A 16,389-nucleotide genomic window follows, 5' to 3' on the forward strand; every position below is an offset into this window, starting at 1 on the left:
AATTAATTCTACCTATTCCTATTTTATGGTACAAACACAAATCAAGCAATAAAAACAACCGCTCCTCTATATCGGAAGCGGTTGTTCGTGTTTAATAAATAGAAGTTGTAGATTTCGATGTATTTTCAAGTATTTCTTTAACCCTTTGTAAGAAACGGCCACATACAAGTCCATCTAATACTCTGTGATCAAGCGACATACATATGTTAACCATGTCACGAACAGCAATCATGTTATTATTCATCACAACAGGCCGTTTGACGATGGATTCCACTTGTAGAATAGCTGCCTGTGGGTAATTAATAATTCCCATTGATTGGACTGAGCCAAAGGAGCCGGTGTTATTGACCGTGAATGTTCCCCCTTGCATATCCTCTGATTTCAACTTTCCAGTTCTCACTTTTACGGCAAGTTCAGAGATCTCACGGGCAATTCCCTTGATTGTTTTTTCATCCGCATTTTTGATAACTGGAACGTAAAGAGCATCATCGGTAGCAACCGCAATGGAAATATTGATGTCTTTCTTTTGAATAATTTTTTCTCCAGCCCACATTGAATTAATTTGTGGAAATTCTTTCAGTGCCTGGGCAACTGCTTTTACAAAGAAGGCGAAGAACGTTAAATTGAATCCTTCTTTTTTCTTAAATTCGTCTTTAAGACTATTACGGTATTCTACCAAATTTGTTGCGTCAACCTCCATCATTGTCCAAGCATGTGGTGCTTCATGCTTGCTTCGGAGCATATTGGCCGCAATGGCTTTACGGATCCCAGTAACAGGAATCTCAATATCGCCAGCTGCGACAGGGATATTAACGGTCTGTGCCGGTGAAGCTGGCTTAGAGACTGACTGTATTTCATCTTGTTTAGTCATTTCTGTTGCAATTTTGGACTTCGGCGCATCCGCTGTTTTTCCAGCAACAGGAATATTTCCAGACTCAATTAATTTAAGAAGATCTTTCCTGGTAATGCGTCCACCCGCACCGGTGCCTGTCACCTGCATTAGATCAATGCCATGTTCTTGCGATATTTTGAGAACCGCAGGAGAATAACGAGCTTTGTTGGCTTGATCCACTTGAGTAGACGTATCTGTATTAACGTTTGTCGATGCAGGAGAAGTTGCTTCAGGGTTGCTATCTGGAGCGCCGCCTCCCTCTACTTCAATCGCACAAATGATTTCTCCAACCGCTAAGGTATCCCCTTCTTCAGCAATCAGCTCTTTAATGACTCCAGAAAATGAGGATGGGACCTCTGCGTTCACTTTATCAGTCATGACTTCAGCAAGGGGATCGTATTTATTTACATGGTCACCTACTGATACAAGCCACTTACTTATCGTACCCTCCGTTACACTTTCCCCTAACTGAGGCATTTTAATTTGTTCAATAGCCACTTCTCTAATCCTCCTATTTTCGCTTTTCGTTATCCAGCTTTTACTCTTGATTAATATTCAGCGAGCTCACGCATGGCCTTTTCAACTTTTTCTGGATTTACCATGAAAAATTTCTCCATCGTTGGTGCATATGGCATGGCCGGTACATCTGGTCCTGCTAAGCGTTTTATAGGAGCATCTAATTCAAACAAACAATTTTCAGCGATGATTGCCGAAACCTCGCTCATGATGCTGCCTTCTTTTGTGTCTTCTGTGACAAGTAAGACTTTACCTGTTTTCGATGCTGCTTCGATGATGGCCTCTTTATCAAGAGGATATACAGTTCGTAAATCCAAAATATGGGCTGAGAATCCATCACTAGCCAATTTCTCTGCTGCTTGAAGGGCGAAATGTACACATAGCCCGTAAGTTATAACGGTAATGTCTTCCCCTTCGCGTTTAATATCAGCCTTTCCAATTGGCAAAGTGTAATCATCAGTAGGAACTTCTCCCTTGATTAACCGATAGGCACGCTTGTGCTCGAAAAATAGAACAGGGTCATTGTCACGAACAGCCGCTTTTAACAGTCCTTTCGCATCATATGGAGTGGAAGGCATGACAATTTTCAGACCAGGCTGATTGGCAAATATCGCTTCAACCGATTGAGAATGATAGAGTGCACCATGAACTCCACCGCCGTATGGTGCCCGAATGACCATTGGACAACTCCAGTCATTATTGGAGCGATAGCGGATTTTAGCCGCTTCTGAGATAATTTGATTGATGGCCGGCATAATAAAATCGGCAAATTGCATTTCAGCTATTGGGCGCATTCCATACATGGCAGCACCAATTCCTACTCCCGCAATCGCTGATTCTGCAAGTGGCGTATCAATGACGCGCTCTTCACCAAATTGTTCATACAAACCTTGAGTGGCTTTAAACACGCCACCTTTTAATCCGACATCCTCACCAAGTACAAAAACCTTTGAATCCCGTTCCATTTCCTCACGAATGGCCATTGTTATTGCATCAATATATGAAATGATTGCCATCTAGCATCCCCCTTACATACCCTCGTAAACATATTTCATCGCAGATTCTGGTGCAGCATAAGGAGCATTCTCAGCATAATCAGTCGCCTCATTCACCAGCGTCATAACTAGGTCATTGATTTCTTTTTCCTTCTCGTCAGTCATGACACCTGTTTCCTTTAAGTAAGCACCGAATGTAATAATCGGATCTTGTGTTTTTGCTTTTGCCACCTCATCAGGTGCGCGGTAAGATCGGTCGTCATCATCAGAAGAATGTGGTGTTAGACGATAAGAAATGGTTTCAATCAAGGATGGACCTTCCCCACGTCTGCCACGGGCCGCTGCTTCTTTCACTACTTTATACACTTCTAATGGATCATTCCCATTGACAGTATATCCAGGCATACCATAACCGATCGCACGGTCAGAAACCTTTTCACAAGCTAACTGTTTTTCAATCGGAACTGAAATTGCGTATTTGTTATTTTCACACATGAAAATGACAGGAAGTTTATGGACCCCAGCAAAGTTTGCCCCCTCATGGAAATCTCCCTGATTCGAAGACCCTTCCCCAAAAGTAACAAACGTTACAAGGTCTTTCCTTTCCATTTTACCGGCAAGTGCAATGCCGACAGCATGTGGAACTTGCGTTGTCACTGGTGAAGAACCGGTGACAATTCGATTTTTCTTTTGGCCAAAGTGTCCTGGCATTTGTCGGCCGCCTGAATTCGGATCTTCTGCTTTGGCAAACCCTGATAACATAAGATCCTTTGGCGTCATACCAAAGGTTAACACCACGCCCATATCTCGATAGTAGGGCAGGACATAGTCTTTTTCGATATCAAGGGCAAATGCGGCTCCTACTTGAGCTGCCTCTTGACCTTGACAAGAAATGACGAATGGGATTTTCCCAGCACGGTTCAATAACCACATCCGTTCGTCGATACGACGGGCCAATAGCATTGTTTTATACATCTCTAGTACTTTCTCATCACTTAAATCTAAAGCATGATGACGGTTTTCTGCCATTTATTTTTTACCTCCCAATTGTTCGCTGTTCGAAAAGTGAGAGCGCCTTGTCACAGAGCTAGACACTAACACTTTACTCAAAGATATAAACTTCGCTTTGTTTAAGAATGGATTGCTTTGCCATCAACCGCTAATGCAGCTTCACCAATCGCTTCTGATAGGCTTGGATGTGGATGGATGGTATGGGCAATTTCCCATGGAGTTGCATCTAATACCATTGCAAGTCCTGCTTCAGAAATCATATCAGTTACGTGTGGACCAATCATATGGACCCCTAGGATGTCATCGGTCTCTTCATCAGCCACAATTTTCACAAATCCATCAGATTCACCAAAAACAAGGGCTTTACCAATTGCACGGAATGAGAACTTTCCTGCCTTTACTTTATGCCCCTTTTCCTTAGCCTGCTCCTCTGTCATCCCGACACTTGAAATCTCAGGGTTACTATAAATACATCTGGAGACAAGATTATAATCAAATGGAGAAGGCTTTTTTCCTGCAATATGCTCAACAGCCACGATTCCTTCATGTGAGGCCACATGAGCTAATTGTAAACCACCAATGACATCTCCGATGGCATAAATATGGGATTCTTTCGTTTGAAAAAATTCATTCGTTATGATAAAACCCTTGTCTACTTGTATTTCTGTATTGTCCAAGCCAATTCCTTCTGTATTTGCTTGGCGGCCTACAGAGATTAGCAGCTTTTCAGCCTTAAATTCTTTTAGGTCACCTTTCACTTCTGCAGAAATAGCAATACCCGATTCTTTAATTAATGTTTCAGGAAGCACTTTCGCACTCGTTACAAGTTTAATTCCTTTTTTCTTCATTAAGCGCTGCATTTCTTTTGAAATTTCTTTATCTTCTGTTGGAAGAATCCGATCAGCATACTCAATAACGGTGACATCCACCCCAAAATCCGACATCATCGATGCCCATTCAATCCCAATCACCCCGCCACCGACAATAACGATTGAACTTGGTATGGTCTGTAGCTGTAAAGCTTCATCTGAAGACATCACGTACTCACCATCTATCTCAAGACCAGGTAGCGACCTTGGTCTTGACCCAGTAGCAACAATTACATTTTTAGGAAGAAGCATTTCGTTTTCATTTCCATTGTTCATTTCAACAGATATTGTACCAGGCATTGGAGAAAAAATGGATGGCCCAAGGATCCGACCAAGCCCCTCATACACGTCAATCTTGCCTTGTTTCATTAAGTGCTGAACACCCTTATGTAATTGATCAATAATTTTAATCTTTCGTTCTTGTACTTTACCAAAATCTAACGAAACATTACCAGTAATAACGCCAAAGTCAGCACCATTTTTTGCTGTAGCAAAAACCTCGGCACTTCTGAGCAGAGCCTTACTTGGAATACATCCATTATGTAGGCATGTCCCACCTAGTTTTCCTTTTTCGACGATAGCTGTTTTTAAACCAAGCTGAGAAGCGCGAATAGCCGCGACATACCCGCCAGTTCCACCACCAAGAATGACCAAATCATATTCTTGTGCCACTTAAGTTTCCTCCCCGTATTCCTTAAATTTTTGCCGTTGTATAATGACCAGGATAAACCTTTACTTTTTCTTCACCACGTAAGACACGAAGTGCTCCCTCTGCAAGTGCCTGTAGTTCATTTTCACCAGCATGAACGATAACGTCTGCTATCCAATTAATCCTATCGGTAATTGATTTTACAAAGCCCTTACCATATGCAAGGCCACCTGTTAAGACGATCGCATCCACTTTGCCCGAAAGGACTGCACTGGCTGCTCCAATTTCTTTAGCGACCTGGTAGGCCATCGCCTCATAGATCAGCTCTGCCTGTTGATCACCCGCAGCAATTCTTTGTTCAACTTTCACCGCGTCATTCGTTCCAAGGTATCCTACAAGTCCGCCTTGGCCAACAAGTTTTTTCATTATTTCTTCTCGATAATGTTCCCCTGAAAAACAAAGGGCAATTAAATCACCTGCAGGGACTGTCCCTGCACGTTCAGGACTAAAAGGTCCGTCCCCGTGCAACCCGTTGTTCACATCAATGACCCTACCCTGTTTATGGACGCCTACAGTAATACCGCCTCCCATATGGGTAACAATAAGATTCAATTCATTATAAGGTTTCCCTAATTCCTTCGCTATTCTTCTTGCGACAGCCTTTTGATTTAAAGCGTGGAAAATACTTTTTCTTTCAATTAAGGAGAATCCAGAAATTCTTGCGAGTGGTTCCAGTTCATCTACGACAACTGGGTCAACAATAAAGGCTGGAATATTAAGGCCTGAAGCGATTTCATATGCAATGATCCCACCAAGATTGGAGGCATGCTGACCGGAAAAACCAGACCGTAAGTCCTTGAGCATCAAATCATTGACTGCATATGTCCCTCCTTCAATCGGGCGCAACAATCCGCCCCGCCCACAAACAGCCGATAATTTAGAAATATTTATTCCCTCATGATCCAGTGTTTCCAAAATAGTATCTTTTCTAAATTCATATTGATCAATTATATTTGCAAAGGAATTGATCTGTTCCGACTCATGGCGAATAGTTTTTTCAAAAATGGAAATTTCATTATCGAAGACTCCGATCTTGGTGGATGTTGAGCCTGGATTAATGATGAGAATCCGATTTGCTTTATCTTGCAAAGTAGTGACCTCCATTAACAAAAACATCTATTTAAAGGCAAATGCGCTGAATCTCTATTCAGCGCTTCGCCGTCTATATGGTAAGTTTTATTTCTTTTAACGTGAAATTCGATGGCTTAAAATATGGTGGCCATTTTGTAGAAATTGACTTCTTGAATTTCGAATTCTTTCAATTCGTTCTTCTGCCATTCGATCCGCAGCAACGTAAGTTGGAATACCATCACGTTTGGAAATTTCGATAACCTTTTCAATCGTCGCATACAGCTGTTCCACTTTTTTCATAGCACGCTCTTGATTATATCCGTAAAGCTCATCAGCCACATTAATGACTCCACCAGCATTTATCACATAATCCGGTGCGTACACGATACCCATCTCATGGATAATATCGCCATGACGAGTATCTTTTAATTGATTATTTGCAGAACCTGCAATGACTCTTGCTTTTAATTGCGGAATGGTTACATCATTAATGGTTGCACCTAAAGCACACGGAGCATAAATATCACAATCAACACCGTATATTTCATCTGGATCTACAGCACGTGCACCAAATGCCTCTACTGCCCGATTAACAGCCTCTTTGTTAATATCTGTTACAATGAGCTGAGCCCCTTCTTCATGCAAATACTCGCAAAGTGTATAAGCTACATTTCCAACTCCTTGAACAGCGACCACTTTCCCTTCAAGTGAATCCGTTCCGAAGGCTTCCTTAGCAGCTGCTTTCATGCCACGGTATACACCAAAAGCTGTTACTGGCGAAGGATTGCCTGATGATCCAAACGCTGGAGAAATTCCCGTAACAAAATCGGTCTCTTCATGAATTAGATCCATATCTGCAACAGTTGTCCCCACATCTTCTGCTGTAATATAGCGGCCATTCAGCCCTTGAATATAACGGCCAAAGGCTCTAAACATTGCTTCATTTTTATCTTTACGCGGATCTCCAATAATAACCGTTTTACCGCCGCCAAGGTTCAAGCCGGCTGCTGCATTTTTATATGTCATCCCTTTCGCAAGTCGCAGGGCATCTTCAATTGCTGCTTCTTCAGACGCATATGTCCACATACGAGTACCACCCAATGCTGGTCCTAATGTTGTATCGTGAATGGCAATAATCGCTTTTAAGCCTGACTGTTTATCTTGACAGAATACCACTTGCTCATAATCATATTTCTCTAAGTATTTAAAAAGTTCCATGTTTATTTTCCTCCTCAAATTTGAAATATCTATTTTTTTACACAAGATAACGCTAATGCCAAAGAATAAAGCTTGCTTTCAGCAGAATCAGCTCTGGAAGTTAACACAATCGGTGCTTTTGCTCCAGCTATCACAGCGCCCACCTTTGCCTTAGCAAAATAAATTAATGATTTATACAATACATTTCCAACTTCTATAGTAGGTACCAATAAAATATCGGCCTTCCCAGCAACTTCACTTGATATACCTTTATGCTGTGCAGCAAATTGTGAAACGGCATTATCTAAGCCAAGCGGTCCATCCACCATACATTCAGGTATTTGGCCGCGTTTATTCATCACCGTTAATAAAGCAGCATCAACAGTTGCCTGCATGGCTGGATTAACGACCTCAACTGCTGCGATTGGCGCAACTTTAGGCATTTCAATTCCAATCGACTTGGCAAGTGCGACTGTATTTTTAATTATTTGCACTTTTTGTTCTAAATCAGGGGCAATATTGATTGCCGCATCAGTAATAACGATAAGTTGATCAAAGCCAGGAATTTCAAAAAAAGCAGCATGTGATAAGACATTGCCTGTTCTAAGGCCATATTCCTTATTTAAAACTGTTTTTAACAGTACATTGGTCGGAATATTTCCTTTCATTAATACGTTTGCCTCATGTTTTGAAACAGCCTTCACAGCTAATTCTGCCGCTTCGTTAACTGAATCAGTGTGAATAATTTTTACAAATTCGGGGGTAAGTGGTTCATACTTGTTCATTCCCATGAGTGAAGTAATTTTGTCTTTATCACCGAACAGGATGAAACGAGCAAGCTTTCGATCTAATGCATCCATTACAGCTTCAATGATTTTATCATCTTCTGCAGCTGCAACGGCAACCGTATAAATTTCTTCTTGGGTTGCTTTATCAATTAGTGTATCTAGTAACAAGTTGTCTTCAACCCTTTCTCCTATTACTGCAACTCCCATCTAGTAACTTGCAAGAATTGTGCCAAAGTAATTCTTATGAAAACGCTTTATTCACAGTATCAATGGTACGCAATAAATTTCATAGTATGAAATTTATTGCAGGCCATTTTTTTCAATATTATATTTATCCAGCTTATAATATAAATTTCTAACAGACAACCCCAGTTTTTTTGCCGTTACTGTTTTATTCCCATTAACAAACAGTAGTGTTTGTTGAATAATTTTTGATTCGTACTCTTCCATCATTTCAGATAAAGATTTTTCCATTGCGATGATTTCACTCGTATGTGCACTCGAAGTCTCAATTTCCAACTTTTTATTTTTTAACTCAGGTAAGTGTTGAACATCAATTACTGTTTCATAAAGGTTCATAAATATAATGGCTCTGCCAAGAATATTTTCCAGTTCTCGTACATTCCCGGGCCAATCATAACCCATTAACTGAAGGATTGCTGCTTGGGAAACTCCTTCTACATTACGGCCATAATCACGATTTATTTTTTGAATCAATCTTTTACTTAAACCAGGAATCTCCTCTTTCCGCTTTCTTAATGGCGGAATATGGATGGGCATCCGATTTAAACGATAATATAAGTCTTCCCTAAAGGAACCTTTAGCAATACCCTTTTCCAAATTTACGTTGGTAGCGGCAATGATTCGAACATTGATAGTAATGGGTTTCGTTCCACCGACTCGAATGATTTCTCGCTCTTGCAATACCCGCAATAATTTTGCTTGGGTATTCGCAGAAAGTTCACCAATCTCATCCAGAAAAATACTCCCATTATTCGCTTCTTCAAAAAGACCACGCTTTCCTCCTCGCATGGCTCCAGAAAAGGCGCCTTCTTCGTAGCCAAACAGTTCACTTTCTAACAATGACTCAGAAATGGCTGCACAATTAACTCGAATAAATTTGTTATATTTCCGATCACTAGCATTATGTATAGCATGGGCAAACAACTCTTTACCAGTTCCAGATTCGCCGCGCAGGAGAACCGTTGCGGGAGTTTTTGCGCCTAATTTTGCCTGTTCGATGGCTAACAGCATTTCTTCAGATGTGCCAATAATATCTTCGAAGGTGTACTTTGCCTCGAGGGTCCGAATAATCTGCCTTGCTCGACTTAATTCTCTGCTTAAGGATTTCATTTCTGACACATCATGAATAACACCAACACTACCTTTTAATTTCCCCTTTACAATAATTGGCGCAACATTCACAACTACTTCCCGTTTGTTTGGCCCCACTCTCATAGGTACTCCTCGAACAGCTCTTCTCGTTTGGAGCACTTTCATATGCATGCTTTCGCCCTCTGAAATATCGGCAGTAGCGGGCTTGCCGATCACCTGCTCTTGTGTAAGTCCTGTAAGACGCGTATAGGCTGGATTAATTAGGATTCCTCTCCCATGCTCATCAACAACGGAAATTGCATCATCACTCGAATGAATAATAGCCTGTAGCATCGTTTGGATTTCCTTTAAATCCGTAATCTCCTCGGCCAAGTTAACAACCTCTGTTATATCTTTAAAGACCGCAAAGGCACCCATTAATGTTCCATTCTCTTCTATGATGGGAATACGGGTTGTAATGATTTTCCTATCATTAGATAATACCATTTCTTGGTTTGACTCGATTCTTCTTGTTTCCAAAATGAAAGGGAGCCTGCTTGTTGGAATCACTTTAACTACTGCTTTACCAATTGCCACTTCTTTTTTTACACCCATTATTTCTTCTGCACGTTTGTTAAACAAAATGACTTTTCCTTTATTATCAATCACGACCATCCCATCATTGGTGGCATTAAAAATCATTTCCTGTTGATAAGAATCATTTTGGTGTTTTGTAACGAGTTCTTCTTTTTCTTCCATCAGCTTTGAAACTAAAAAGGCTACACTTCCTGGAATTAATACCGTTTTTTTATTCTTGGCATCGCGGATTTCTTGAAATACTTCTGCACTCCCAGTCACTTCAATAATGATATCAATATTTTCGGTTAGAAACGGCTGCCAACTTGTCCCCGTCTTAATACCCTCAGCTTTCGCTAATAAAACGCCTGGTGCATCGATGTTTCGATCAATAACAACCTCAACCTGAAGCACTTCAGATTCTTTTAATATTTTTAAGATTGCCGCTCCACCTTGTCCAGCGCCAACAATCATTACGGTTTGCATTTTTTCTACCCCTTTTTAATAAGGAATTTTTATTCATATGTACAAGGATATTCATGCAATTTTATTCATATTTAATTTTATATCGAAATCCAGGCCATGACAATTTTCATCTATGTATTAATATTTTTTTGAGCTATAATGGGATAAGAAAAGTAGAAACTATTTTATCTTTTTAAAATTAGAAATTGGAAGGATTTATTATGATACGGATTATTGCCCTCATCATATTAGTGATTCCAGGTGCGTTAGCAGCCTTGGGAATTAAATTAATGCGTGATATGACATTCGGAATACTTCAAGCACCGTTTCCCAATTTGGGGCTACAATTTCTCGTCGGATTGATTTTTTTCATCGGAGGACTTGGGTTTGTAGCAGGGTTTATTTTTCATCGCGATCGTAAAAGGAACAAAGTTCAGACAAAATACAGAAAGTACTAAAGAGACCACTAGCTACGGTCTCTTTTCATATTGTTTCCTTATTCGTACTGCTTTAACGGGGTCGTCAGTTATAATGGCAGTACAATTTATATTAAAAAATCTGTGCATATCCATATCCTTGTTCACAGTATAGGGACGCACTGCTATCCCACTATCCATTGTATTTATGATAATATTATCTGACATAGCTGAATGCTTCGGATGAATGCCCTTTGCGCGAATCGATTGAGCATAAATCCATGGCATATAGATTCCCTCAATAAACAGCGGGGCTGTTTCTATTTCAGGTGCCATCCGGTAACTATCGACGATACTATAGTGATTAAAAGAAGAAATGATAATTCTGTCCATCAAATCATATTTCCGGACAAGCCGAATTACCTTTTCTTCCATTCCTTCATAAGGAACGAGCCCGTTTTTTAGTTCAATATTACAGCGTAACTTGTTTGTATTCATCCATTCTAATACCTCAATTAAGGATGGAACTGGTTCCTTTTTAATTCCTTTTACATTTGCATTTAGTTTTCTAATTTCCTTGAATAATAAATCTTTTACAAACCCGGTTCCACTCGTTGTTCGATCAACTTTTTCATCATGGATCACCACAATTTCACCGTCTTTTGTTAATTGAACATCGAGTTCTACCCCATCCGCACCAGCCTTCTCCGCTTCAAGGAAGGCTCCCATGGTATTTTCAGCATAAGAAGCCGAGTATCCGCGATGAGCAAAAATTAATGTCATATTTTCACATCCTAACTATGAAATGGAGACTGACAAGTGAGACCTTTACAATTATCACCAGAAACCGCCATAATGCTTTCGAAAAAGTTAAATGTTCCCCTAGAACAGCTTATGCATATGCCCCAGCATATTCTCATTCAAAAATTAATGGAAGTAGAGAAGGGAAAAGACAATTAATACACAAAAAATGCATAATAAAGTAAAAAGCCTTCATTCACTTTAATGAAGGCCTCTACTCGTTTACTGATCATTTCATGAAGCTTTATGTTCAAGTCGCAATTTATCGGCTACCATAGCGATAAATTCACTATTGGTAGGCTTAGCTTTAGACATACTCACCGTATAACCGAATAAAGATGAGATTGAATCAATATTGCCTCGGCTCCATGCAACTTCAATAGCATGGCGGATTGCTCGTTCCACTCGGCTAGCTGTCGTGTTATATTTCTTAGCAATGTCTGGATATAATACCTTCGTGATAGAACCTAGCAGCTCTATATCGTTATAGACCATTGAAATAGCTTCACGTAAGTATAAATACCCCTTAATATGTGCTGGTACACCAATTTCATGAATGATGCTTGTTATACTTGCATCTAAATTTTTAGGTTTTTGTTCTGACTGAGAACGGTAACTAGTTGTGGTTGACTTTCGTGAAAAGGAATTAGCATTACCACTTACCTGACGAATATGGTTACCCAGGTTTTCCATATCAAACGGTTTTAAAATAAAATAGGAGGCACCTAGTTCAACTGCTTTTTTTGTTACATCTTCCTGACCAAAGGCTGTTAGCATAATAACATTAGGAAGTGTCCCTTTCTTTAGTTCACGCAGGCGTTCTAGGACTGCCAGCCCGTCTAGATGTGGCATAATAATGTCTAATACCAGAACATCTGGGTCAGTCGTTGCTAACATATCTAAGCACTCTTGACCATTATGTGCAATTCCTACAACTTCCATATCATCTTGGGACGAGATATAGTCCTCTAATAACCCAACTAACTCCCTATTATCATCTACAACACACACTTTTATCTTCTTCAATTCCAGTTCCTCCTCATTCAAATCAAAGCTCTATTTTCATCTTTACATTCAAATAATCTGGTATCTCTTAATTCTATTCTAAATTAGAAATTCGACAATGCAACAAAAATTCCTCTGATTTTTTTAATATTTCTTAAATTAGTGATAAAATCTTATTTTTTCTTTGTTTTCCTCTCCTTTTCGACTATATTCGCACATTTCTCAGATTATAGAAGATTATTGTCGAAAACTCTCTTTTTAATAAAATAAGCAAAATAAGGGTATCCCCCTATTTTGCTTATCTTATTCTTCATTTTAGCTTGCCTTGTTTTTAGGGGTATCGTATATATTAATTCCAGCTTCATTTAACATCCATTCAATATGAACCCCATACCCTGAGGTAGGATCGTTAACAAAGACATGGGTAACAGCGCCGATCAGCTTACCATTTTGGATAATCGGACTTCCACTCATTCCTTGAACAATCCCTCCTGTCTTTTCAAGGAGTCTTGGGTCGGTTACTTTAATAACCATGCCTTTTGTAGCTGGAAACTTTTGCGGAATTGTGCTGACAATTTCGATATCAAATTCTTCTACGCGGTCATCGTTCACGACAGTTAATATTTTTGCCGGTCCTTCTTTTACCTGATGGGATAATGCGATCGGAAGCGGTTTATCTAATACACCGTTTTTTAAATCTTTATTTAGTTCTCCAAAAATTCCAAACGGGCTATTCTTTTGAATATTTCCTACTATTTCACGATCTGAAGAAAAGCGAGCAAGTTTTTCGCCTGGGTCGCCATTACTTCCTTTTTCAATGGAGGTAACGGTTGAACGGACAATTTGACCATCTTCAACAACAATCGGCTTTTTGGTATCCATGTCTGAAATAACATGTCCTAGGGCACCATATTTTTTAGATTGTGGATGGACAAAGGTCATCGTTCCAATTCCAGCTGCTGAATCCCTAATATATAAACCAAGTTTATAGGTTTTTTCACCTTTATCTTTTAATGGGGTGAGTTTTGTGGTAAATTTGCCACTTTCTCGACTAATCACCATATCAAGTGATTTACCATCTTGGCCTGCATTTTGAACAAATGGTGCTACATCTGTCATTTTTTCAATTTTGTTTCCATTAATTTCCGTAATGATATCTCCTATTTTGATCCCTGCAATTTCACCCGGAGATTTTTTTCCGTTGTCTGTATTAATCAAATGGTGTCCAACTACTAATACGCCTACCGTATTTAACTTTACACCAATTGATTGACCGCCAGGAATTACTCGAAAATCTTTTAAAACATGAACATCGACCTTTTTAATGGGGATTCCAGCAAATTCTAATAGCATTTCATTACTGCCCTTTTTATTTGCTTTAATGGACACTGCATGTTTTTCCTGATCAAGTGTGATATTGGATTCATGTGAAGCTAAAGTGGCTGATACCGGTGCAGCCTTTTGAACCGTGTAATCCTGTCCTTCAAAAACAGTAATTGATTTTGGCATGGCAATGTATTGTTGTATAGGTTGAAAAAAAATCAGGCTAATTAATGAAACAAGGAGAATTCCACCAATAATCTTTCTAATTATGTCTAACTTCAAATTCTTCACTCTCCTCGCTTCTTTTCATTACTCCAATAAAAATGGCTACACCTTTAATTTTGCCTCCTTAACAAGCATTTATAACTTCGTTCAATATAAAAAAGCTACCCAATTTGGATAGGAATAACAATTTGACTTAATATGATTATTTACTTTTTAATCGTGCTTAATCATAAATACACTATTTTTCTACAGAATAAACCACGCACCTACCATCTTTTACATTAATATGCCCCTATCTCGGCAGAGACAGGGGCTTTTATTCATTTAAAACATGACTGACCAAGTTTGCGGTCCAACAATACCGTCAGCTGCTAAGCCATGACGAGATTGGTAAGCCTTAACGGCTCTCTCAGTAGCAGGACCAAAATCACCGTCCGCTGTTACACCTACTGCACGTTGGACACGTTGCACATCTGTGCCCTTGCTGCCTCTTTTTATTGAATGCCCAGGGTAAGGTACCACAGATGCCCCTGTAGCAGGCGAGCTTAGCACTTCTGCAAGTTTCGCTAATGTTTCGGGTCCTGCTATTCCATCCACAGATAATCCGTGTCGAGCTTGGAATGCTTTTGTTGCCACTTCAGTTTCTTCGCCAAAGTCTCCGTCCACTCCATACCTTGGGAGTTTTTCTCCCGCTTTTATTAAATCCTGCTGATACTTTTTAACTGCTTCACCTGTAGAACCTTTTTTTAATAGGTTGGATGGGGATGACTTTGTTACAGGTTGTACTGGAGTCTGAGCAACTTTTATTCCCTGAACCATTCCAATATAGTCAGACCAGCTAATGCCCCAATCCCCCGCTCTCAAGTGTCGGGGGCAGTTTTTGCCGCTCCAATGATTATGTTGGACAACGTTTGCAATCGGAATATTAAACTGCACCATTAATTGTCTTGTTACTTCTGCAGTGTTCTGTACAGCTTTCTTAAAATCTCCATCTGAGTTAACACAGGTTTCAATATGAATGGATAGCTTATTACCTGGACCATTTTCGCCATCGCCTGCTGCCCACGCGACTTCATCAAACGGAATAGATTGAATGGCTTCATGATCATCGATTTGAAGGTGCCAAGATGCTGTACGATCATTACCTCTTTCCTGAAGTCGCGCGTGTGCATCTGCATCTGCACCAGGGCTTGGATTATCAGTTTCGTGGATGGTAATGTACTTAGGAACCATTTTAATTCCTGAACGAGTATCTTTGTTTGACGCAGGAATAAAGCGTTGAACAATATTCATACACATATCATCTCCTTTATTATATATATAATGAAAATTATTTATTTTTGACATGGACAAATGGGTAAACATTTAATTAGGTCCTGGGCATTTAAACTTCTAGGGGAGTGCAATAAAAAAAGCACCGTCCGGATGACAGTGCCATTGTCTAAGCTTTTCATTACCCTTCAATAAAAAAAGAGCCTTGAAGACTCATTTTAATTTTTAATTAAGGGATATATTCTTCAATATTATTTCGATTCAACTGAATGTCTCCAATTCTTTTCCGTTGAACAACTTCTTTTAGGATTTGAAAAAGGTATAAAATCGTAGCTAGAACAGTAAAAACATACATCAATTGAATTTTTTTCATTCGAACCAAAGATGCGATTCCGAATTTTGTTAAATAAGGCACCACAATATAAGTAAATATCGAATCCATGATTAAATTCAATATCATATATCTAAAAAATTTGCCGTACGTCCATTTTAATATCCACATTGAACCAACAAAGAACGGTCCTAACATGAAGGGAATTACTCCCGATAAATTTGGATGGAAAGGTTCATACCACCACCACCATTTGCCTTTTTTTGCAATTATATTTACAATTCTCACCATTAGAGAAATAAATACCCCTGCTGGTAAAAACCTCTTAAAAGCACTTTTCCCTAACAATGGTGTAGTACCCCAAGGAAGTATCATCACTAATAGTAATAACAACTTCGAGTACTTCAAAATTTTCACCAGACCACCTCCTGTTCAATCCATTAGGAATAACATTCCCTAGAATTATCAAGATATAGCGATTTGGAACAAAAAAATACTCGGAATTCTAAATTTGATCCTAAAAAAATTTATTAAAAAGCCTAGAAATACAAGAAAAAACCTTAAACATTGATATCTCAATCATTTAAGGTTTTCTTTTTTATCTTCTAATTTA

At 39.4% G+C, this 16,389-nt stretch carries 15 protein-coding genes; 2 read left to right on the top strand and 13 right to left on the bottom strand.

Annotated features, from left to right (window positions below):
• Positions 1–91 precede the first annotated feature (91 nt).
• The 8 genes from TY15_RS01485 to TY15_RS01520 all read right to left on the bottom strand — a co-directional run bounded on the left by TY15_RS01485 (position 92) and on the right by TY15_RS01520 (position 10,424).
• On the bottom strand, positions 92–1,390 hold the full coding sequence (locus TY15_RS01485; RefSeq protein WP_040208193.1) for a dihydrolipoamide acetyltransferase family protein: 1,299 nt from the start codon (positions 1,388–1,390) through the stop codon (positions 92–94).
• Positions 1,391–1,440: 50 nt separating this feature from the next.
• A complete protein-coding gene (locus TY15_RS01490; RefSeq protein WP_040208191.1) occupies positions 1,441–2,424 on the bottom strand; it encodes an alpha-ketoacid dehydrogenase subunit beta in 984 nt (327 codons plus the stop codon).
• Between the two features lie 12 nt (positions 2,425–2,436).
• Positions 2,437–3,432, bottom strand: a complete 996-nt coding sequence (locus tag TY15_RS01495; protein WP_040208190.1) for a thiamine pyrophosphate-dependent dehydrogenase E1 component subunit alpha — start codon at positions 3,430–3,432, stop codon at positions 2,437–2,439.
• 101 nt (positions 3,433–3,533) lie between these two features.
• Complete coding sequence (lpdA, locus tag TY15_RS01500; protein WP_040208188.1) at positions 3,534–4,955, bottom strand: dihydrolipoyl dehydrogenase; 1,422 nt, start codon at positions 4,953–4,955, stop codon at positions 3,534–3,536.
• Positions 4,956–4,977: 22 nt separating this feature from the next.
• Positions 4,978–6,096 (bottom strand): butyrate kinase, encoded by a 1,119-nt coding sequence (gene buk, locus TY15_RS01505; RefSeq protein ID WP_179301833.1) that lies wholly within the window; start codon positions 6,094–6,096, stop codon positions 4,978–4,980.
• An 81-nt stretch (positions 6,097–6,177) separates the two neighbouring features.
• Positions 6,178–7,281: a branched-chain amino acid dehydrogenase gene (gene bcd / locus TY15_RS01510; protein ID WP_040208185.1), complete on the bottom strand. Its 1,104-nt coding sequence runs from the start codon at positions 7,279–7,281 to the stop codon at positions 6,178–6,180.
• Between the two features lie 29 nt (positions 7,282–7,310).
• Positions 7,311–8,216 carry a phosphate butyryltransferase gene (yqiS, locus tag TY15_RS01515; protein ID WP_040208182.1) on the bottom strand — a complete coding sequence of 302 codons (906 nt, stop codon included), beginning with the start codon at positions 8,214–8,216 and terminating at the stop codon, positions 7,311–7,313.
• Positions 8,217–8,348: 132 nt separating this feature from the next.
• Complete coding sequence (locus TY15_RS01520) at positions 8,349–10,424, bottom strand: sigma-54 interaction domain-containing protein (protein WP_040208180.1); 2,076 nt, start codon at positions 10,422–10,424, stop codon at positions 8,349–8,351.
• Positions 10,425–10,624: 200 nt separating this feature from the next.
• Here TY15_RS01520 and TY15_RS01525 point away from each other — a divergent pair, with 200 nt between their 5' ends.
• A complete protein-coding gene (locus TY15_RS01525; RefSeq protein ID WP_040208178.1) occupies positions 10,625–10,861 on the top strand; it encodes a DUF2627 domain-containing protein in 237 nt (78 codons plus the stop codon).
• A gap of 12 nt (positions 10,862–10,873) precedes the next feature.
• On the opposite strand, the gene TY15_RS01530 is transcribed toward TY15_RS01525, so the two are convergent.
• Positions 10,874–11,602 (bottom strand): glycerophosphodiester phosphodiesterase, encoded by a 729-nt coding sequence (locus tag TY15_RS01530; protein ID WP_040208177.1) that lies wholly within the window; start codon positions 11,600–11,602, stop codon positions 10,874–10,876.
• A gap of 36 nt (positions 11,603–11,638) precedes the next feature.
• On the opposite strand from TY15_RS01530, the gene TY15_RS23395 reads away from it, so the two are divergent.
• A complete protein-coding gene (locus TY15_RS23395) occupies positions 11,639–11,779 on the top strand; it encodes a YycC family protein (protein WP_074432757.1) in 141 nt (46 codons plus the stop codon).
• Between the two features lie 75 nt (positions 11,780–11,854).
• On the opposite strand, the gene spo0A is transcribed toward TY15_RS23395, so the two are convergent.
• From spo0A to TY15_RS01550, 4 genes are all read right to left on the bottom strand, one after another.
• The gene (gene spo0A, locus TY15_RS01535; protein WP_040208175.1) at positions 11,855–12,646 is read right to left on the bottom strand and encodes a sporulation transcription factor Spo0A; all 792 of its coding nucleotides are present in this window, start codon (positions 12,644–12,646) and stop codon (positions 11,855–11,857) included.
• Positions 12,647–12,940: 294 nt separating this feature from the next.
• On the bottom strand, positions 12,941–14,230 hold the full coding sequence (gene spoIVB / locus TY15_RS01540) for a SpoIVB peptidase (protein ID WP_040208174.1): 1,290 nt from the start codon (positions 14,228–14,230) through the stop codon (positions 12,941–12,943).
• Positions 14,231–14,497: 267 nt separating this feature from the next.
• Positions 14,498–15,466 carry a peptidoglycan recognition protein family protein gene (locus TY15_RS01545; RefSeq protein WP_052353677.1) on the bottom strand — a complete coding sequence of 323 codons (969 nt, stop codon included), beginning with the start codon at positions 15,464–15,466 and terminating at the stop codon, positions 14,498–14,500.
• A 208-nt stretch (positions 15,467–15,674) separates the two neighbouring features.
• Complete coding sequence (locus TY15_RS01550) at positions 15,675–16,193, bottom strand: hypothetical protein (protein ID WP_096911897.1); 519 nt, start codon at positions 16,191–16,193, stop codon at positions 15,675–15,677.
• Positions 16,194–16,389: the final 196 nt, after the last annotated feature.

Source organism: Neobacillus jeddahensis, assembly GCF_000612625.1.
GTDB lineage: Bacteria > Bacillota > Bacilli > Bacillales > Cytobacillaceae > Neobacillus > Neobacillus jeddahensis.